Annotated in this window: 19 protein-coding genes and 1 riboswitch; of the genes, 5 read left to right on the top strand and 14 right to left on the bottom strand. The window is 69.9% G+C overall.

Annotated features, from left to right (window positions below):
• Window positions 1-7: 7 nt before the first annotated feature.
• From ACWIGI_RS17070 to ACWIGI_RS17035, 8 genes are all read right to left on the bottom strand, one after another.
• Complete coding sequence (locus tag ACWIGI_RS17070; protein WP_454203342.1) at window positions 8-1,606, bottom strand: ABC transporter substrate-binding protein; 1,599 nt, start codon at window positions 1,604-1,606, stop codon at window positions 8-10.
• Between the two features lie 14 nt (window positions 1,607-1,620).
• Window positions 1,621-1,805: riboswitch (cobalamin riboswitch) on the bottom strand.
• A 56-nt stretch (window positions 1,806-1,861) separates the two neighbouring features.
• Window positions 1,862-3,118: a family 1 glycosylhydrolase gene (locus tag ACWIGI_RS17065; protein WP_454203413.1), complete on the bottom strand. Its 1,257-nt coding sequence runs from the start codon at window positions 3,116-3,118 to the stop codon at window positions 1,862-1,864.
• 206 nt (window positions 3,119-3,324) lie between these two features.
• Entirely contained in the window at window positions 3,325-4,182 is an 858-nt protein-coding gene (locus ACWIGI_RS17060; protein ID WP_454203341.1) for a lysophospholipid acyltransferase family protein, read from the bottom strand.
• A 111-nt stretch (window positions 4,183-4,293) separates the two neighbouring features.
• Window positions 4,294-5,148, bottom strand: coding sequence for a GNAT family N-acetyltransferase (locus ACWIGI_RS17055; RefSeq protein WP_454203340.1), 855 nt, complete (start codon window positions 5,146-5,148; stop codon window positions 4,294-4,296).
• Window positions 5,149-5,402: 254 nt separating this feature from the next.
• Window positions 5,403-6,470, bottom strand: coding sequence for an S-adenosylmethionine:tRNA ribosyltransferase-isomerase (locus ACWIGI_RS17050; protein WP_454203339.1), 1,068 nt, complete (start codon window positions 6,468-6,470; stop codon window positions 5,403-5,405).
• The gene (locus ACWIGI_RS17045; protein ID WP_454203338.1) at window positions 6,467-7,153 is read right to left on the bottom strand and encodes an SDR family NAD(P)-dependent oxidoreductase; all 687 of its coding nucleotides are present in this window, start codon (window positions 7,151-7,153) and stop codon (window positions 6,467-6,469) included. Before ACWIGI_RS17045 ends, ACWIGI_RS17050 begins: the two co-directional genes overlap by 4 nt.
• A 437-nt stretch (window positions 7,154-7,590) precedes the next feature.
• Complete coding sequence (locus ACWIGI_RS17040; protein ID WP_454203337.1) at window positions 7,591-8,718, bottom strand: oxidoreductase; 1,128 nt, start codon at window positions 8,716-8,718, stop codon at window positions 7,591-7,593.
• 115 nt (window positions 8,719-8,833) lie between these two features.
• Window positions 8,834-9,703: a helix-turn-helix domain-containing protein gene (locus tag ACWIGI_RS17035; protein ID WP_454203336.1), complete on the bottom strand. Its 870-nt coding sequence runs from the start codon at window positions 9,701-9,703 to the stop codon at window positions 8,834-8,836.
• Between the two features lie 138 nt (window positions 9,704-9,841).
• On the opposite strand from ACWIGI_RS17035, the gene ACWIGI_RS17030 reads away from it, so the two are divergent.
• A complete protein-coding gene (locus tag ACWIGI_RS17030; protein WP_454203335.1) occupies window positions 9,842-10,243 on the top strand; it encodes a RidA family protein in 402 nt (133 codons plus the stop codon).
• Window positions 10,244-10,253: 10 nt separating this feature from the next.
• Here the strand turns inward: ACWIGI_RS17030 and fabG are convergent, their stop codons facing one another.
• Together fabG and ACWIGI_RS17020 are read right to left on the bottom strand one after the other, a co-directional pair.
• Window positions 10,254-10,952 (bottom strand): 3-oxoacyl-ACP reductase FabG, encoded by a 699-nt coding sequence (fabG, locus tag ACWIGI_RS17025; RefSeq protein WP_454203334.1) that lies wholly within the window; start codon window positions 10,950-10,952, stop codon window positions 10,254-10,256.
• Window positions 10,953-11,126: 174 nt separating this feature from the next.
• Window positions 11,127-11,816 (bottom strand): TetR/AcrR family transcriptional regulator, encoded by a 690-nt coding sequence (locus ACWIGI_RS17020; RefSeq protein WP_454203333.1) that lies wholly within the window; start codon window positions 11,814-11,816, stop codon window positions 11,127-11,129.
• A 112-nt stretch (window positions 11,817-11,928) separates the two neighbouring features.
• Here ACWIGI_RS17020 and ACWIGI_RS17015 point away from each other — a divergent pair, with 112 nt between their 5' ends.
• Entirely contained in the window at window positions 11,929-12,633 is a 705-nt protein-coding gene (locus ACWIGI_RS17015; RefSeq protein WP_454203332.1) for an SDR family NAD(P)-dependent oxidoreductase, read from the top strand.
• Window positions 12,634-12,710: 77 nt separating this feature from the next.
• Here ACWIGI_RS17015 and ACWIGI_RS17010 read toward each other — a convergent pair whose 3' ends face one another.
• Window positions 12,711-14,003, bottom strand: coding sequence for an NAD(P)/FAD-dependent oxidoreductase (locus ACWIGI_RS17010; protein WP_454203331.1), 1,293 nt, complete (start codon window positions 14,001-14,003; stop codon window positions 12,711-12,713).
• 113 nt (window positions 14,004-14,116) lie between these two features.
• Here ACWIGI_RS17010 and ACWIGI_RS17005 point away from each other — a divergent pair, with 113 nt between their 5' ends.
• Both ACWIGI_RS17005 and ACWIGI_RS17000 read left to right on the top strand, forming a co-directional pair.
• Entirely contained in the window at window positions 14,117-14,974 is an 858-nt protein-coding gene (locus tag ACWIGI_RS17005) for a LysR family transcriptional regulator (protein ID WP_454203330.1), read from the top strand.
• Window positions 14,975-15,042: 68 nt separating this feature from the next.
• Window positions 15,043-15,462: a DUF1707 SHOCT-like domain-containing protein gene (locus ACWIGI_RS17000; RefSeq protein WP_454203329.1), complete on the top strand. Its 420-nt coding sequence runs from the start codon at window positions 15,043-15,045 to the stop codon at window positions 15,460-15,462.
• 28 nt (window positions 15,463-15,490) lie between these two features.
• On the opposite strand, the gene ACWIGI_RS16995 is transcribed toward ACWIGI_RS17000, so the two are convergent.
• On the bottom strand, window positions 15,491-16,435 hold the full coding sequence (locus ACWIGI_RS16995; RefSeq protein WP_454203328.1) for an aminoglycoside phosphotransferase family protein: 945 nt from the start codon (window positions 16,433-16,435) through the stop codon (window positions 15,491-15,493).
• Between the two features lie 116 nt (window positions 16,436-16,551).
• Here ACWIGI_RS16995 and ACWIGI_RS16990 point away from each other — a divergent pair, with 116 nt between their 5' ends.
• Window positions 16,552-17,595, top strand: coding sequence for a hypothetical protein (locus ACWIGI_RS16990; RefSeq protein WP_454203327.1), 1,044 nt, complete (start codon window positions 16,552-16,554; stop codon window positions 17,593-17,595).
• Here the strand turns inward: ACWIGI_RS16990 and ACWIGI_RS16985 are convergent, their stop codons facing one another.
• Both ACWIGI_RS16985 and ACWIGI_RS16980 read right to left on the bottom strand, forming a co-directional pair.
• The gene (locus ACWIGI_RS16985; RefSeq protein ID WP_454203326.1) at window positions 17,596-18,009 is read right to left on the bottom strand and encodes a hypothetical protein; all 414 of its coding nucleotides are present in this window, start codon (window positions 18,007-18,009) and stop codon (window positions 17,596-17,598) included. It abuts the gene before it with no gap.
• A gap of 222 nt (window positions 18,010-18,231) precedes the next feature.
• Window positions 18,232-18,465: a hypothetical protein gene (locus ACWIGI_RS16980; protein WP_454203325.1), complete on the bottom strand. Its 234-nt coding sequence runs from the start codon at window positions 18,463-18,465 to the stop codon at window positions 18,232-18,234.
• Window positions 18,466-18,538: the final 73 nt, after the last annotated feature.

Here is an 18,538-nt window from a genome sequence, read left to right as displayed (position 1 = left end):
CGGCGAATCATTGCTCGGCCAGCCAGGTGGTCGCGTAGTTCGCCCAGTCGTCGGTGCCCGGCACACCGTCACGCACCCCGCCCACGTGCACGCGGGCCGCGTCGGGCCGCTTGGCGAAACTGTGCAGGATGTACCCGCCCTCGTCCCAGAGTTCGCGCTGCAGTTCGCGATACAGGGTGGCCCGGCGCGCCGGATCCATGGCCGCGCGCGCCTGCGCGAACTTGGCATCCCAGCCGGGCCGCTTCCAGCCGGTGCCGTTGCTCGGCGAATCACTGGTCATGGTCTGGCCGTAGAAGTAGTCGAGACTGTAGTTCCACCAGCCGATGTGCGACAGCGGGGCCTTGCCGCTGACCTGGGAGAAGTAGGTGTCCGCCGGCACCGATTCGAGCTTTATCGTGATGCCCGCGACCTTGGCCTGTTCGGCGAACAGCGTCGCGGATTCCAGCATGCCGGGGAAGCCGTCGGCGGTGGGCAGGGTGACGGTCAGATTCTCCTTGCCCGCCGCCCGCAGCAGCTCGCGCGCCTTCTGCGGATCGTAAACACGCTGGGGCAGATCGGCGTCGTAGAAGGGCGCGCCCTTACCGTAGATGTCGTTGCCGAGTTCGGCGTAGCCGTAGTACACCGAATCCACCATGGCCTGCCGGTCCACCGCCAGCCGCATGGCCTGGCGCACCCGCACGTCGTCGAACGGCGCGGTGTCCACGCGCATCTGGAACGCGCCCATGAGACCGGCCGGCGGGGTGACCACCGTGATGTCGCTGTCCCCGGACAGGTTTCGCGCCTGCAGATACGAGATCTCGTGCACCACATCGGCTTCCCCGGACAGGAAGGCGTTCACCCGGGCCTCGGTCTCGGCGATCTGGATGATCTCCACCTCGTCCAGGAAAACCTGCCCGTCCCAGTACTTCTCGTTGCGCCGCAACAGGATCCGGTCGCCCGGAGACCACTTGACCAGCGCGAACGGCCCGGTGCCCACCGGCAGCACCGACCCGTCGATGACGCCGGTGCCGTCCTTGACGATGTAGCAGTACCAGCCCGCGAGCACCGAACCGAAGTCCGCCAGCGGCGTTTTCATCTGCACCGTCACCACGAGATCGCTCTCGGCGCGGGTGCGCGACATGTCGACCGCGGAGAGATCGCCCGAGGAGTTCCGGGCCGGATCGAGCATGCGCTGGAAGCTCCACAGCACATCGCGCGCGGTCAGCGGGGAGCCGTCGCTGAACAGCACGCCCGGCCGCAACGTGATGCGCCATCGGCTGCCATCGGCATTCGGCACGACCGACTCCGCCAGCCGGTAGCGCAGCGTCAGGTCGTTGTTGTAGGCGACGAGCTTGTCCCAGACGTTCTTGGACACCGCGCCGCCGGCCGAACTCCCGGCCTGATGCGGATCGAGCACGTCCGCGCTCGCCGAGCGCCCGGCGATCACCGTCCGCAGGCGGCCGCCCGGCCGGGGCGGGCCCGAGGCCGCGGTGCGCGCACCGGTGTCCGAGCCGCAGCCCGCCAGAACGCCCGACGTGCCGAGCAGGACGGCCCCGAGCGCGCCCGCGCTGCCGAGCAGGAATGTGCGGCGGCCGACATCCGGCCGTCGCGGTGTGTAGTTGTTCATCAATCCTCGTTGGTGTGATCCCGATACCGCGGGCGCAGGTATCCTGGCTCCCGGATCGACACACCCCGCCGGCCTTCCAACCTGGGCAGGTCGTGACCATATTTCGGCGGATTGCTCCCCGGTGACAGTTGCGGGACAGCCCCGGATTCACACCGGTGTTCCCTACGCCGGATACCGACCCTACGGGACGGACCGGGCGCGCGGGGGACGCCCGCCGGACCGGCGGCAGCGGCTCGGTCGCGCCGCCGGGCGCGGCTATTCGACCACGGCGGGCGCCGCGCAGCTGTCCGGAACGGCGACGAGCGAGCAGGTCACCGGGTACCGCGTGGGCTTGTAGTCGCTCGGGACTCCGCCGCGCGCGGTGATGTCGCGGTAGGCGGCGACACCGTCGGTGGGACGGCGGGTCAGGCTCGGATCGTGCTGGGCGTCAACGGTGTACAGGCCGAAGCGGGCGGAGTAGTCGCCCCATTCGTAGTTGTCGGTGAGGCTCCAGTAGTTGTAGGAGACCACGTCGACGCCGTCAGCTTTGGCGCGCTGCAGCCAGTAGACGGTGTCGCGCAGATGATCGCCGCGGGTGTAGCCGTCGTCGCGACCGCCGTCCGGGCCGGTGGCCAATCCGTTCTCGATCACGCGAATGGGCTTGCCGGGGAACCGCGCCGCGATGTGGCGGAGCACGTAGTAGATGCTCTCCGGGGCCTGGGTGCTCTTCCAGAACTCCCCGGTCGCGCCGTACGCGGCGGACAGGTCGGTGACCGAGGTGGAGTAGTAGTGATCCACGCCGATGAAGTCCAGGCTCTCGCGCATCTGGTCCGGGAACAGCTGCTCCAGCCACGACTGCACGCCCGGGATCGGGATGTACGCCAGATTGGAGGAGACCTGCGCGTCCGGCTGCACGGAGTGGATGTGGCGGTAGATGTCCCGGTGCGCGGCGACGATGCCGGACACCATCGCGCCCGCGTTCTCCGGGCGCAGACCGCCGTACATGAGCTCGCGCCGGACGTATTCGGTCGGCTCGTTGAAGGTGATCCACAGCGGGCGCGCCCACGCGTAGCGATCGACCACCCGCCGCGCGAAATCGACCAGTTCCGAGGACATCTCGGGTCGATTCCAGCCGCCGCGATCCACCTCCCACCCGGGATGGACCCAGTGGTTCAGGGTGATCATCGGCCGCATGCCGGAGTCCACGATCCGCGCGATGACCGCGTCGTAGAATGCCCACCCCGCCGGATCATCGCTCCCCGGAACGGTTTCCACGCGCGACCACTCGACCGAGGTGCGATAGATCCCCACCCCCAGGCTCCGCGCCCGCGCGATGTCGGCCGCGTAGTTGTGGAAGAAGTCGACCGAGTTGCCGATGGGCTCGCGCACCCGGCCCTGATCCCCGTACCGCAGCCAGTTGCTGTCGGGGCTGTAGCCCTCGGACTGGAATCCGGACTGCGCGACACCGAACTCGAAGTCCTCGCCGAGCCCCGGCACATCCGCACCCGCCGGCCCGGCGCCCGCCACGGTCATCGTCGCGATCGAGAAGGCCGCGGCCACCCCCGCCGTACACAGTTTCGACCACCGCTGCCGCACTTCGATCCTCCGGTCCACCGAGCTCTACCGATACACCGATGCATCCGGATGCATCGGTGTACGCGGAAGTATGCTGCGCGCCCGCGATGTGCGCCAGGGATCGCGAACAAGATTCCGGTACAGGCGAATCCCGGCGCGCGTGCTCAGCCCCGATCGGCCGGGGTCGCCGACGGCTGCAGCAGGCGTTCCTCGAGTGCCGCCACCTGGGCCGCGACGCGTTCGTGCTCGGCGAGGTGCACCAGATCCGCGAACGCGCGATCAACACCGGAGTCGGCGATGGCGCGTTCACAGCGACGGGCCAGCTCGTGCCGGTCGGTACCGGGCGGCACCGTGGGCTGCAGGGTGAGCTCGGCGACCACGCCCCGCGAGCGCAGGACACGGCGGATCGAGTCCGCCATCGTGTCGACGCCGACGAACGCGGGGACCGTGGAGACCGCGCCGTCGGCGTCGAGGTAGCGCAGCTGGATCGGCTGCACCGGCGTGCCGGTGTCCACCGCGGCCTGGAACAGCGCGGGCCGCAGGTGACCGTGGGCGCGACCGCACCAGGTGGTGCCCTCGGGGAAGATGCCGACGCGCTCGCCCGCGCGCAGGCGGGCCGCGATCTCACCGATCACGCCGGGCAGGGCGCGCAGGCGTTCGCGTTCGATCGGGATGACGCGGACCTTGCGGGCGACCGCGCCGAGCACCGGCCAGTCGATGAGGTCGGCGCGGGCGACGAAGGAGGTCGGCTCCACCGCGGACAGCGCCATGACATCGGTCCAGCCGATGTGCGGGGCGACCACGAGCACCCCGCCCGGGGTGTCGCCTGCCGCCCGATTGTCGATCACACGTACGCGAATTCCACAGCAGTGCAGCAGTGTCCGCGCGTAGCGGCTCTGCAGGGCCGGACGGCGGCGGCGCGGGGTGAGCACGTGCCCCAGCGGGAACGAGGCCAGCACCGCACCGAAGCCGACGATGCGGGCGGCCATCAGCAGCAGGCTCGCCTCGGGTGCGGTGCGCACGCACTCGGGGCCGCAAGGGCTGTGCGGCATCCACGCGTGGGCGCCGGATTCAGCGGGCGGACAAGACAATCCGGCCGTTCCGGGGGAAAGCAGGGCAGGCATCATGATTCATCACCGGGCATCCATACTGGCGACCGCGGACTGCAGGCGCTCCAGGTAACGGGTATTGACGGTCGAAAGCCCCAGCAGCGCGACGAAATCCGCGACCGCGAAGTCGGGGTCGTGCGCCGGTTCGCCGCAGATCTGAGCGTTGAGGCGCAGGTAGCCGTTCATCAGCGCGGGCAGCTTGGGGCGCGCGGGCGGCTCGATCTCGTCGAGGGTGCGGCCCTCGACGACGACCGGGTTGTACGGGCGCACACGGCGTTCCGGCTCCAGGCCGTGCTTGCGCAGGATCAGGTCGCGCACCCCGCGCACGTTCGCGCCGGGCCGATCGCCGGGCTCGGGAACCATCGGGACCGAGACGCAGCCCATGATCCACTCGTAGCCGGTGAGCTGGATGTAGTGCAGGATGCCCGCCCACATCAGGGTCAGCACCGAGCCGTTGCGGTGATCGGGCACCACGCAGGCGCGGCCCATCTCGACCATCCGGTTGCCGACCGGATCCAGTGCGCCCAGATCGAATTCGGTGGCGGTGTAGTAGCCGCCGGCGGCGGTCACCTTGTCCGGGGGCAGCATGCGGTAGCAACCGACGAACTGATCGGTGAGTTCGTCGCGAACCAGCAGGTGGTCGCAGTGATCGTCGAAGCGATCGGCGTCCAGGCCGGCCGGGTTGGCGGGGATGGCGAAACCCGGCTCGTTGGCGAACACCTGGTAGCGCAGCCGCTGGGCGGCCTCGCGATGCTCGGCATCGGAGGAAACGACCAGGGAGTACTGCGAACGGCCCTGGGTGCGGGGCGGTTCCGGGCGCGAGAGGGGGGCAGACGCTGCGGGGAGCAGGCTGGACTTCGACACTGCCGTGCTGGTCATGCTGTTGATCAAGCCAGGCCCAGACTGCGCCGGAGCGACCGCCAGATGGCGGGTCGATGCCAGTCCGATGAACGCGTCGGGGCCCGCACCCGGAGTTCATCGGATCGCTTCCGAACGTTCCCTACCAGGACAAACGCTCGTATTCCGAGTGGGTACGGCGTGCGTTCCGGACACCCGGTACGCCGGTGGGCGGACGTCCGGCGCACCCGCCGGGCGCGCTCGCGTACTCCGGTCAGCGGGCCGAGATCGCGAGCCTACGCCACCGCGCCGGACGCCTCCGCACCGGGTCGGCGGCGGAACAGCAGTGCTGTGTCACCGAATTCGTGCCAGAGGTATCCGGTGTCGACGGCCGCGCGGTAGGCCGCGCGCACCACCTCGGCCCCGGCGACCGCTTCCAGCAGGTGCAGATGCGAGGCTCCCGGCGCGTGCCAGCCGGTGATCAGGCCGTCCACCACCCGGGCCGGGCGCGATCCGTCGAGCACGAGCGAGGTCCAGCCCGCGGTGGCGCGCACCAGGCCCCGGTCGTCGGCGGCCGACTCCAGGGCTCGGGTCACCGTGGTGCCGACCGCGATCACCCGCCCGCCCGCGGCGCGGGTCAGGTTCACCAGGCGGGCGGTCAGATCGGGAACGGTGAGACGCTCCGGATTGGGCGGCTCCCCGGTCTCGGGCGAGGAGACCCCGGTGTGCAGGGTGATCGGGGCCAGCGCGACCCCGCGGGCCACGAGCTCGGTGACCAGCGCGTCGGTGAAGGGCCTGCCCGCACTGGGCATTTCGGCGCTGCCGGGCTCGCGGCCGAAGACCGTGCGGTAATAGTCCGCCGACCAGCGTTCGGGGACATAGGAGTAGGTGATGGGGCGGCCGTGCCGGGCGAGCAGGTCCCGGACCGAGGTCTCGACCTCGGCCACCCACAGGCGGGTCGCGCCCGGCAGCCACGGCTCGGCCAGCAACGCTGTCGAACCGTCCGGAAGGCGCAGCCGGGCACCGGTTTTCAGCGGCGGGCCCGCCCACGGGATGCCCGCCGGATCACGCGGCTCGACCGCCCAGCGCCGGCCGGTCAGCCAGGTGGAGAAGTGCAGCACCGCGGGCACACCGTCGAGCTCGGCTTCCACCGCCGCCGCGAGCATGGCCGAATTGTTCACCACCACCAGGTCTCCCGGGCGCAGGAACGCGGGTAGCTCGCGGAAGCGGGCGTGGGTCAGCGCGCCGCCGTCGCTGACCAGCAGGCGAACCTCGTCACGGGCGACACCGCGCGCCTCGGGCGGGGTGGTGGCCGAGAGCTCGGCGGGCAGGGTGAAGTCGAGACCGGTCAGCTCCGTGGTCATGACGCCACCACCGGATCCGATACCGCGTACCGGCCACTGGGCAGCCGTGCGTCGAGCAGGCGGAGCAGGGCGGGGACGACCGACTCGGGTTCGGGGCGGTCGGAGATGTCCTCGCCGGGGAACGCCGCCTGATGCATGTCCGTGCGCATGTCGCCCGGGTCGAAGGCGTAGATCCGCAGGCCGGGATGCTCCACCGCGAGTACAGCGGTGAGGTGGTCCAGCGCCGCCTTGCTCGCCCCGTACCCGCCCCAGCCCGGGTACGCGGCGACGGCGGCGTCCGAGCTGATGTTGACCACGACGCCCTCGGCGGCGCGTACCGCGGGCAGCACCAGCTGGGTGAGCGCCAGGGGCGCAACGACATTGGTGTCGAACAGCGCCGTCAGATCGGCGAGGGGGTAGTGCTCGAGCGCGGGCAGCGGACTGGTTCCGAGCGCACCGGCGTTGTTGAGCACCAGGCCGACCGGTCCCCCGCCGAGCGCCCGGACCAGGTCGCGCCGATGCGCCGGGTCCGCGATGTCCCCCGCCACGGCCGTCGCCCCGGTCGCGGCCCGCACGCGCTCCAGGCGCTCGGCTCCGCGCGCGGAAATGACGAGCTGCCAGCCCCGGGCGGCCAGCTCCAGCGCGACGGCCCGCCCGAGTCCCGCCGACGCTCCCGTGATCAGTGCCTTCTTGTTTCGCTCCATGCAGCCATCGTTCAACCTCAACCTAACTCGAGGTCAATGGCGCGGGCCCGCCTTCCGCCCACGGCAGAACCGGGAACGATTTTGTGGTCGGCGCGGTCCCGGCTCGGGTCTCTACCCCACACGGGTCCAAGAGGATCTCGCAGCGGCATTCCGTGTTCGATGAAGGGGGCGCTGACGGCGGGTCCGAGGTCGGGCCGAAGTCACCGACACGCTCCCGGCCGAGGACATCGGCATGACGCCGGGTGAGGCGGCCTGCCCGAGACCGGCAACCTCACCGTCGCGGAGATCGCGCGGGCCGAGCCCACCAATAGTCCACTACGGCAACACGATTGGACCCCACACGAGGCGACCGGCGCGATGCTCAGCGCAGTTCGCCGTCGAACGCGCACCGCGCGAGACCCAGCAACTGGTCTCGGCCGGCAACAGCGCGCACCGGGTCAGCGCCCGGAGCGTGCGCGCCAGGCCGCGGCGGATTCCAGATTCGCGAGCGGGTGCAGCATCTCGAAGTCGAAGGCCGCCAACGCGGCACCCGCGCGAACACGCTGCGGCAGATCGGGATTCGCGAGCGCGCCGCGGCCGAGGCTGAGCACGTCGGCGTGTCCGCCGGTCAGCACCGCCGCGGCCTGCTCGAGCATGTGCATTCCGCCGTTCGCGATCACCGGGCGGCCGGACACCTCGCGGGCCACCTGGGTGATGGTGCGGCCACTCGAGAAACGCGCGGTCTCGATGAAATCCTTTCCCTCACTGGCGATGTGCAGGTAGTCCGCGGCGCGCACGGCCTCGAAGACCACGCGGGCGTCGGCCTCGCCACCGGGCCAGCGGTAGGTGAAGTCGTTCACCTTGGTCTGCGACAGGCGCACCCCGACCACGAGGTCACCCGCCGCGGCGCGCACCGCGTCCAGGACCCGGGCGGTCAGCCGGATGCGATCGGCCACCGATCCGCAGTACTCGTCGGTGCGGCGATTGGTGTAGTCGGTCAGGAACTGGTCGAGCAGATAGCCGTTGGCACCATGGATCTCGACGCCGTCGAAACCCGCGGCCCGGGCGTTCGCGGCGGCGGCGGCGAATCCGGCCACCACCTCGTCGATATCGCGGGCGGTCATCTCCCGGGGCGCGGCCCACGCGCCGCCGACGCCGCCGTAGTCGACCATCATCTGCCCGCGCGGCGGCACCGCCGACGGGCCGATGGTCTCGAAGCCGTTGGCATTGCCCTGCGAGATCGCGCCCGCGTGCATCAGCTGCGCGATGATCACCGCGCCGGCCTCGTGTGCGGCGGCCACCACCGGGCGCCAGCCGTCCAGGTGCGCGGCGGTCACCAGTCCGGGCTGGTGAAAATAGCCCTGGCTGTGGGTGGCATCGGTGTAGACGCCCTCGGTGATGATCAATCCGAAACCGCCCGTGGCGTAGTCGCGGTAGTACTCGGCCATGGCCGCGGTCGGGGTGCCGTCGGCGGTGGCGGACACCCGGGTCATGGGCGCGACCGCGAGCCGGTTACGCAGGCGCAGACCGCCGAGATCGGCGGGGTCGAGCGCGGGGTGGGTGGACTGCCGTTCGGCGGTGGTCATGCGAAAGCTCTCCTCGAGAATGCGTGCGACATCGTTCGGGGAAACCTTCATCGACCGCGTGCGCGGGTACCAGCGCCTGGTTCACCGCTGACCCGCCAACCTGGGTCCGCCAGACCTACCCTTCGGGTTCGAGGTCGGCGGTTTCGCCCGGCGCGCCGGACAGGAAGGCCCGCAGCGCGCGCTGGGCCGGGGTGCCCGGCGCCGCGGTGTAGGTCACGAGGGCGCGGGCGCCGGGATCGCCCGTCAGCGGCAGGAATTCGTAGTTCAGCTCGATCGGGCCGAGCGCGCGGTGCCGGAAGTGGTAGCTGCCGAACGCGACGCCGGTGACGTCGTGGCTGCTCCAGAGTTCGTCGAATTGCTCACTGCTCGAACGCATTCGCTCGATGAAGGCGGTGAACTCCGGATCGCCGGGGCGATGCCCCGCGCGCAGGCGCAGGTCGCTCGCGATCTGCCGGGCCAGGCCGGGCTGCTGCTCGGCGAGCAGATCGTGAATGTGCGGATCGAGGAACACCAGGTACGCCCAGCTGCGTTGCGCGGCAGGAACACTCGCGAAATCCACGCCGAAGAACAGCTCCGCGGCCCGGTTCCAGCCCAGAATGTTGGTGTGGTGGCCCACGATGTAGGCCGGGATGTGCTCCATCGCGGCGAGCAGCGCGTGCAGCGCCGGGCGCAGCGTGGGGGTCTCCTCCGCGCCGTCGGCCGCGACCGGGGGGCGGGCCAGGTTGTAGAGGTGGGTGCGCTCGTCGGCGCTCAGGCGCAGGGCGCTCGCCACCGCGTCGAGCACCGCAGGCGACACGTTCTCCAGGCGGCCCTGTTCGAGCCGGGCGTAGTAGTCGACGCTGACTCCCGCCACCTGGGCGAGTTCCTCGCGCCGCAACCCCGGCACGCGACGCCGGGTGCCGAAGAAGGGCAGGCCGACGTCTTCCGGGCGCAGGCGCGCACGGCGGGAGGCGAGAAATCCTCCGATGTGCTCAGCGCTGTCCACGAGTTCCGAATTCTAGGGTGGGTCCGCCAGACCTCGGTTCGGTGGCCATCGGTTACGGCGGGACTGGTTCCCCCGCCCGGCGGCCGACAGGCTGGACCGGCACCGCCCGGTGCCCACCCGACCGTGAGGAATCGCCCGATGAGCGACCGCAATCCGCGCATTCAGAAGATCGCCACCAGCCCCGACTGGTACCACCCGTACCGCATCTCCCAGGCCATCACCGCGGGCGGCCTGATCCACGTCTCCGGCCAGGCCGGATTCGCCGAGGACGGCAGCACCGTGCCCGGCGGGTTCCTGAATCAGGGCCGCCAGGCCTTCCGCAACGTCGAACGGGTGCTGGCCGAGGCCGGCGCGAACCTCACCGACGTGATCAAGGTCGGGATCTTCGTCCGCGATATGCCCGCGAACCTCGCGCACGTGATCACCCTGCGCACCGAGTTCCTCGCCGAGCCCTATCCCGCGGACACCCTCCTGGAGGTCACCGCCCTGGCCCAGCCCGACTGGCTCATCGAGGTGGAGGTGGTGGCCCTGGCCCCCTGACCCCGGTTCCTCAGTGCCCCATACCGATTCCACCGTCCACGTTGATGACGGTGCCGGTGATGTACCCGGCGTCCGGGGAGAGCAGGAAGGCCGCCGCCGCGGCGATCTCGCGTGGCGTGCCGAAACGGCCGAGCGGAATGTGCGAGAGCGCGGTTTCGACCATCTTCGCGCTGACCGTCTCGGCCATGTCGGTCTCGGTGAAGCCGGGGGCGATGACGTTCGCGGTGATCCCGCGCGAACCCAGCTCCCGAGCCAGCGACCGGGCGATACCGACCACGCCCGCCTTGGCGGCGGTGTAGTTGACCTGGCCGGGCATACCCGACAGCCCCGATGCCGAACCGATGATGACGATGCGCCCGGCACGCTGCTTGAGCATGTTGCGGGTGGCGCGCTGCACGACCCGGAAGACGCCGGTGAGGTTGGTGTCGATCACCCGGCCGAACTGCGCGGTGCTCATGCGCATGACGAGGCCGTCCTCGGTGATGCCCGCGTTGGCGATGACCGCCTCGATCGGCCCGTCCTCGGTCTCGACGAGCGTGAACGCCCGGTCCACCGATTCGTCGTCGGTGACATCGCATTCGACCCCGCGCACCCCGTCCGGAACCGGCGCGCCGCGATGGGTGCCCCACACCGTATGTCCTTCGGCGACGAGACGACTGGCGATGGCGGCTCCGATGCCGCGATTGGCTCCGGTCACGAGGACACGCACGGGTACAACCTCCGGGGGGGTAGCTGGCGAAACGGCTGCGCCCGATAAGGATTCGGGTACGGCCGGGGTATACGGCGACCTCGATCGCGTTCCGGTTCGCCGGTATACCCCTGTCGCACAGCATAAGTGAGAGTTCACCACTGTCCGCTCGACCGCAGCCGAGGCCGGGCCGGATTACCCGTCGGCGCCGCCGGACCGGTTGCGCTGCGGGGCAGGGGTTTCCGGGGTCATGGCGGCACGGACGGTGTGGGGATCGAGGGGCTCGCCGGGGAGGGGGTGGGCGGCGCCGGCGCGCAGGCCGTCGAGCAGGATCGCCACGTGGCGGCGCCAGGCGTCGGGGGCCAGGGGGCGCACCGACTCGGTCGCGCGTACCACCGACCAGAGCAGGAGGCCGACGTCGGCCGGATCCACGTCGGGGCGGAGCTGGCCGCTGTCCCACGCCCGCTGCAGCAGTCGCTGAAAGAGGTGGTGGCCTTCGACTTTGGCCAGCTCGATGGGGGTGTCGGCGGGGAGGGAGCGGACGCAGATGTCGGTGAAACCGCGATCGGCGGCCTGCCACTGCGCCAGGGCCGTCAGGTGATCCACCAGGCCGGTCCAGGGATCGGGGGCCGCGAGCGAGCGTTCGGCGTGGCGCACCGAATCGAGTACCAGATCCCGCAGGGCGGCGTCGATCAGCAGATCACGGGTGGGGAAATGGTTGTAGAGAGTGCCGATGCTGACCCCGGCCGCCCGCGCGATGGCGGAGAGCGAGGCGTCCAGTCCTTCGGCCGCGAAGTGCCGCCGGGCCGCGGTGAGCACGCGATCGCGATTGTCGCGGGCGTCGCGCCGCCGCTGCCGGTCCGCCACCGCCCGTACCTCGCTCATACGGCCGATCCTAACAACTCGAGCACCCCCTCGATTTATGCGCTAAGTTGAGAGGGCACTCAAATTTGAGTGCCCTCTCAACTTAGAGTCAATCGATTCCAAGGAGTCAGCAATGCCGCATCTGGCCCTCTTCGGCGCGGGTCCCGCGCTCGGACTCTCCACGGCGCAGCGCTTCGGCCGCGCCGGATACTCGGTCACCCTCATCGCGCGCAACACCGAGGTACTCGGGGAACTGGGTAAGCAACTCACCGCGGACGGCGTCGCCGCCGATCACCTGGTCGCGGACCTCACCGACATCGATGCCGTCACCACCGCCCTCGACCACCTCCGCGCCCGGCACGGCGTCCCCGACGTGGTCGTCTACAGCCCCGGCGACGTCACCCGCCTGCCCGTCGCCGCGTCCGACCTGGACCTGCCCACCCTGCGCACCTGGCTCCCCCTGCACCTGCTGACCCCCGTCCACCTGCTGCACACCTTGCTCCCCGCGATGACCGAACGCGGCTCCGGCGCCGCGCTGATCGCCCTGGGTTCCGGTGCGCGCCAACCCCAGTCGGCCCTCGCGAGCGTGAACGTCCCCCAGTCGGGCCTGCTCACCTACCTGCACACGGTGAGCGAGGAGGTCCGCCCCCGCGGCGTCCGCGTGGGCGGCCTCCTGATCGGCCGCCTGATCGAGCGCAGCGCCGCCGCCCGCCTGGTCGAGTCCGGTCACTTCGACGAGATCACCCGCGAACAGTTCCCCCGCGTGCACCCCGACGAACTGGCCGATGAGCTGTACCTGATGGCCACCACCGACACGGAGGTGGAACGAGCCGCCTGACCACGCCCGACCCGTGCACGACAGAGCCGCCCGGGGTAAACCCTGGGCGGCTCGTCCGATCTCTCACGCCGCGCGCGTCACGCGGCCCGCGGCGGCTCCAAACCCTTAGTGGCGGAAGTCTTCTCGACCTCGGCGAACCCGGGCCGCCCGGTGCCTATGAACGCCACGAGCCACGAGAACACCGCGGCGAACCGGTTCCGGAAGCCGACCAGGTAGAACAGGTGCACGGCCAACCAGGTGAACCAGGCGATCGTGCCGGTGAACTTGATCGAGTCGTTCAGCTTGGTGACCGCGCTGAAGCGGCTGATCACCGCCATGCTGCCCTTGTCCCAGTAGGTGAACTCGGTGGCCGTCTGCTTCTTGCCGCGAATGATGTCCGCGACGTGACGGCCCTCCTGCATCGCGACCGGCGACTGCCCCGGGTAGCCCTTGAGCGAGGTCATGTCGCCGATGGCGTAGATGTCGGCGTGCCCGCCCACCGTGCAGTCCGGGTTGATCAGCAGTCGCCCGGCGCGGTCGGTCTCGCAGCCCGTGGCCTCGGCCAGGATCTCGGCGAACCCGCCCGCCTGCACGCCCGCCGACCACACCACGGTCTCCGCGGCGATCCGGCGCTCGACCCCGTCCTTGCTCTTGACGGTCACCTTGCCCTCGTCGATATCGGTCACGAAGGTATCGGTCAGCACCTCGATACCGCTCTTGACCAGCGAGTCCTTCGCGTATTCGGAGAGCCCGCCGCCGAACGGCGGCAGCACCACGCCCGCGCCCTCGACCAGGGTCACCGAGTCCTCGGTGTTGTAGTACCGCTTGGCCAGTTCCTTGAGTTGGCCGGCCACCTCGACGCCGGTCGCGCCCGCGCCGACCACCACGAAGCTGAGCAGCCGGCGGCGGGTCTCGGGGTCGGCGTCCTTGGCCTCGGTGAACACGCGATCGATCTGCGCGCGCAGCGCCTTGGCGTCGTCGATCGTCTTGAGCGAGTAGGTCTTGTGCGCGAAATCGTCACGGCCGAAATAGGACTGGCTCGCGCCGGTGGCGGCGATCAGCGATCCGTAGCGGATCTTGCGCGGGCCCTCGGGGGTCTCGTAGGTCAGGATCGCGTTCGGGGCGTCCAGGGCGACGACCCTGCCGACCCGCGTCTCGCCGTTGCGGTGGTGCCGCAGGATGTTCTTGATGGGCGGGGCGATCTCATCGGAGGCCAGCACACCCGTCGCAACTTGATAGAGCAGGGGCTGGAAGAGGTGCTCGGGTGTGCTCGAGATCAGCACGTAGGGCACTCCCGACTTATTGAGCTGCTTGGCGGCACTGAGCCCGCCGAAGCCCGAACCAACGATGACAACCTCTACGGACTCGACACCCGCACCCGCGATCTGCATGACAGCCTCCTTCTCTCATGACTAACCGTGATTCGAAGTGCGAATGTTCCAGGGGTCAGGGCGCATAATCAATATGACTCTTATCTAGATTGATCATGAATTGGAGAAGTGCCGTGGAACTGCGACAGCTGGCCTACTTTGTCGCCGTTTGCGAAGAACTCAGCTTCAGCCGGGCGGCGACCCGGTGCTTCATTTCGCAATCGGCCATCAGCCACCAGATCGCACGGCTCGAACGGGACCTCGGGGTGCCGCTGTTCGAACGCTCGACAAGATCGGTCGTACCCACCGACGCGACCACTCGGCTACTTCCTCTTGCGAAGCAAATGCTGAGCCTGGAATCCGCCATTCGTGCAGCTGTAAGGGCATCCGGCCCGCGCATTCGCCTCGCGGCGAATATGAGCTTCGCAACAAGATCGCTCTCGGCCATTGCCGGAGCACGCGAAGCGCATCCCGGCGCCGAGATCGAATTCGTCATCAAACCGTTCCGCCAGCGCATCCAGGCGGTGGCCGACGGGGACTGCGATCTGGCCCTGATCCGGGGCAGCGTCGATCAGCCCGGACTGACCGTCGAGAAGCTCTGGGTCGAGGATCTGGTCATCGCCACCTCCACCGCGCACCCCCTGGCGGGCCGCCGCGACGTGACCCTCACCGAACTCGGGGCCTACCCGCTACTGCTGCCGCCGGAACTCGATCAGGTGCTGTTACACAACGTGGTGCGTGCGGCCTTCGCCGATCTGCCCACCGGTCCGGCCTACGGCCCGCCCATTCCGCCGGACCACACCGCCACCATGGAGCTCATCAATCGGCCCGACGCCTGGACGATCCTCTACGCGGACTCGCAGACCGAGGGCATCGCGACCCTGCGGCTCAACGGCCATCCGCTGCGGGTGCCGGTATCGGCGGTGGTGCGCAGCGATATTCGCCAATCGCCCATCCTGACCACGCTGCTCGCGGCCCTGCACTGCGCGTGATTCCCGCCCCGCTCGGCGGGTGCACCGATTCGTAGCGCGGGAGACCGCGACCGACCTAGTCTGTGGTCGTGACCCAGGAGAACATGCGGGCCTCCGACGCCGACCGCGAACAGATTGTCGACCGGCTCCAGGCAGCGATGGACGAAGGCCGGCTCACCATCTACGAATACGACGCCCGGCTCAAGGACGTGTACGCGGCCAAGACCTACGGTGAGCTGGAACCGATCCTGGCCGACCTGCCCGCCCAACGGAATTCGCGCGCGGGCAAGCTCGGCGGGGACGCGGTGCCGCAGTGGGTGGTGATCATGTGGATCCCGTGGGTCGCGGTCGGACTGCTGGTGATCGGGATCTGGCTGGCGACCGGACTCGGGTACTTCTGGCCGGGGTGGGTGATCGGGCCGTGGGGCGCGGCCTATCTGATTCCGACCTTCATCGGGATCCTCACCAACCGCGACAACGGGCAGGCCAAGGGTCCGCACAAGCGCTGAGCGCCCGCACATCCCGCGCCCGCGGGCGCTAGCGGCGCAGCGCGGTCGCCACCGCCAGATGCAGGCGCAGATCCTCGGGTTCCTCGTCCTCGTCCGCCCAGACGATCTCCTCCATCGCCCGCATGAACGCCCACCCCCGCGCCCGCTCCGCGTCGATCTCCAGCGCCGCCGCGGTCCGATCCACCACCGCGCGTGCGTGTTCCGGGGTCGGCGCGCTCTGCACCTGGATCATGACCAGGAATCCGGCATCGAACGCCGCCTCACCGACATAGGGCTTGGGGTCGATCATGAGCCACGGTTCCCGCTGCGCGGCAACGATATTGCCCAGATGGGTATCGCGATTGACGATGAGCAGCGGGCCGTCCGGTACCGAAAGTTTCTCGCACCATCCCGCGGCGTGCTCGAGCAGCGGGGCCGGAATCAATTGCGCGATATCGGGCTCGGGGTCCAGGAACAGTTCTTTCCACTCCGCCACCATGTCGGCCGCCGCCGGAATGGCCGGGTAATCGTCCGGAATCGCCACGGCGGGGCGGCGCAAACGCCGATACAGACCGCACGCCAGCTCCACCCTGCCGATGTTCTCCGGCAGGCCCTCGTTACTCGGAAATCCGGGCTGGAACACCAATTCCGTTCCGGGCCGGGCCCATTCGAGCAACATGGCCCCCGTGACGGGATCGAATTCGTACAGCCGCACCGCACCGTCGCCCGCGTACGCGAACAATCCCGCCGGCTCGCCCACATTCTCCTCGTCCACCACCGGGATCTTCAGCACCGCCTCGGAACCGTCCGCCCGTTTCACCGGGGCCACGAAGGAATGCGTGCCACCGCCGAAGGCCGCGCCCGTGATCTCCAGATCCCACGCCGCGCACCGCGCCGCGACCGCGTCCGGCAACTCCGCCAGCCACCGCCGCCCGCGCTCGTCGAAGACCTCGGCGATGTTCTCGGCGACATCGGGCGGCAGCGTGATCGGCATGGCGCCAGCCTCTCAGATCCCACCCTGCGCGGCCATCGGTTAACCGCCCGGCCCGCCGCGCGGGCGGGTGTGCCCGGGCCGGGAAACGGGACCGGTAGCGTCGCGGTGTGCAAGGGATGACTGAGGAACAGTTTCGCGCCGCGCTCACCGCGCTGGCCGGGGATTTCGGGAGCTGGAGCCGGGCGGAGGTGACCGCGGCGTGCGCCGGCGCGGGCTGGGTCGTGACGGCCGACGGCATCGACATCCCGGGGCTCGACCACCCCGGCTGGATCGCGGAGAACTCGATTCCGGGGCGCTCGGGCGCGCCCGAGATGGAGGCGATCGGGGTGCAGGTCACCAAGGCCGATCCCGAGGAGTTCCACGAATTCCTCGATACCGCGATCGACGTGTGGGGCGAGCCGTCCTGGTTCGGCGGCTGCCGGAACGTGTTCGCGCGCTGGCGCGACGCGCGGACCTTCCGCGAGCTGTCGCTGGACCGCGCCGGCAAGCTCGGCGTGCGCGCGGGCTCCACGCTCGCCTTCGAGCGGTGGTACGAGCGCGCCTGGGAGCTCGAGGACGACCTGAACGAAGTGCCGTTCACCTGGATGGCCGACATGGACGGCCCGGGCATGGACGATTTCACCTACGGCGAGAAGGTGCTCTCGCAGTGGGACGACGTCACCGACGCGCTGGCGGACACCCTGCAGGACGTGCACCTGGCCATGCTGGCCCTGGGCACCGAGGACGACGATTCGGTCGCCGGACCGGATCGCCTCGTGATCACCCTGCAGGGCAACCCGGACGCGTACCGGGGTCCGGACGATCAGGACGATCCCGACGACGAGGACTGGACCACGGTCGATCCGGAACTGAAGGTGCAGATCGCGCTGTACCCGGACTCGGTGACCCTCGCCGTCAGCGAACGCCCGGAATGGCGAGCCGAGCTCAAGGCCAAGGCGTTCAACCCCGGCCAGGACGGCGTCCAGGTGCGCCAGCTCCCCGACGACCGGGCCTCCCTGATCGAGGTCGCCGAGCTGACCGTGCACTTCCTGCGCCGCTTCGGCTTCACCTCGCCCGAGCACGTCGCGCACGACTCCTGGCGCTTCCCCAGCCCGTTCGACTTCTTCACCCTGACCTGCGTGGGCTTCTTCGAGGCCGAATCCGCCGAGGCGGAGGACTAGTCACTCGGTGACGGGCGTACTCGTCTCGTGGACCGACCTCCACAGATGCGTGCGCCCGTCGGTCACCAGAACCGCGGTCGCCACCCGCCGCGTCCGCACCTCGCCGATCCGGTTCGCCGCCGCGAACCGCACGATCACGAGATTGCCGCTGCGCGCGATCTCCCGCACGTCGGAAACCTCGATCGCCATGCCCGGCTGGGTGTTTCGCGCGGACCACACCCCCGCCAGCAGGGTTTCCCGGTCCACGGTCTGGCCGGTGGTCACCACGGAGGTGAACTGCTCGTCGAGCGCCGCCGCGATGCGGTCGAAAACCTTGGGCGCGCAATCGGTTCCGAGCACCTCGGCCAGATCCCAGTGCAGCGCGGCCACGACCCGCGTGAGTTCGTCCCCGTCGCCGCCGGCATGCTCTGGCACACCGGATGGCTCGGGCTCCCTCGATCGTCTCCCCATATCCTGATCCCCCCCGCCCGACTCGAAGACCTCCGATCCTCACACGGCTCCGCCTCGCGCACCATACGGGCTGCGACACATGACGGCCTCGCCCGCCTCGAAAGCCGATGGTTCCCGGCCGTTTCCGGCCGGGAACCATCGAATCCGCCCGCGCGCCGGCTCCTGCCCGCACCCGCGCGCGGCGGGTCAGTTGGTTCCGGGAATACCGCAGCCGCTGATCACGGCGCACGCGGTGACGGCGGACGAGCCCAGCAGGAACAGCACCGCGTAGGCGGTGCTCGCCGAGCCGGACAGCTCCGGCTGGTCCTGGGCGACCTGCGTCGTCGACGGTTCGGTCAGGGTCAGGGGCTCAGCCGCGGCCTGCCCCACCCCGGCGACGAGGAGACCGGACACACCGACGGCGGCAATGAGAGAACGCATGGCAGAACACCTTTCGAGCACGGAAACAACAGGGCCGCGAACCCGCGACAACTTACAAATGCAGCTATTTCAA

Source organism: Nocardia sp. NPDC055321 (assembly GCF_053645575.1).
Note: the sequence above shows the minus strand (reverse complement) of the source record. Positions and strands in the feature narration are given on the sequence as shown.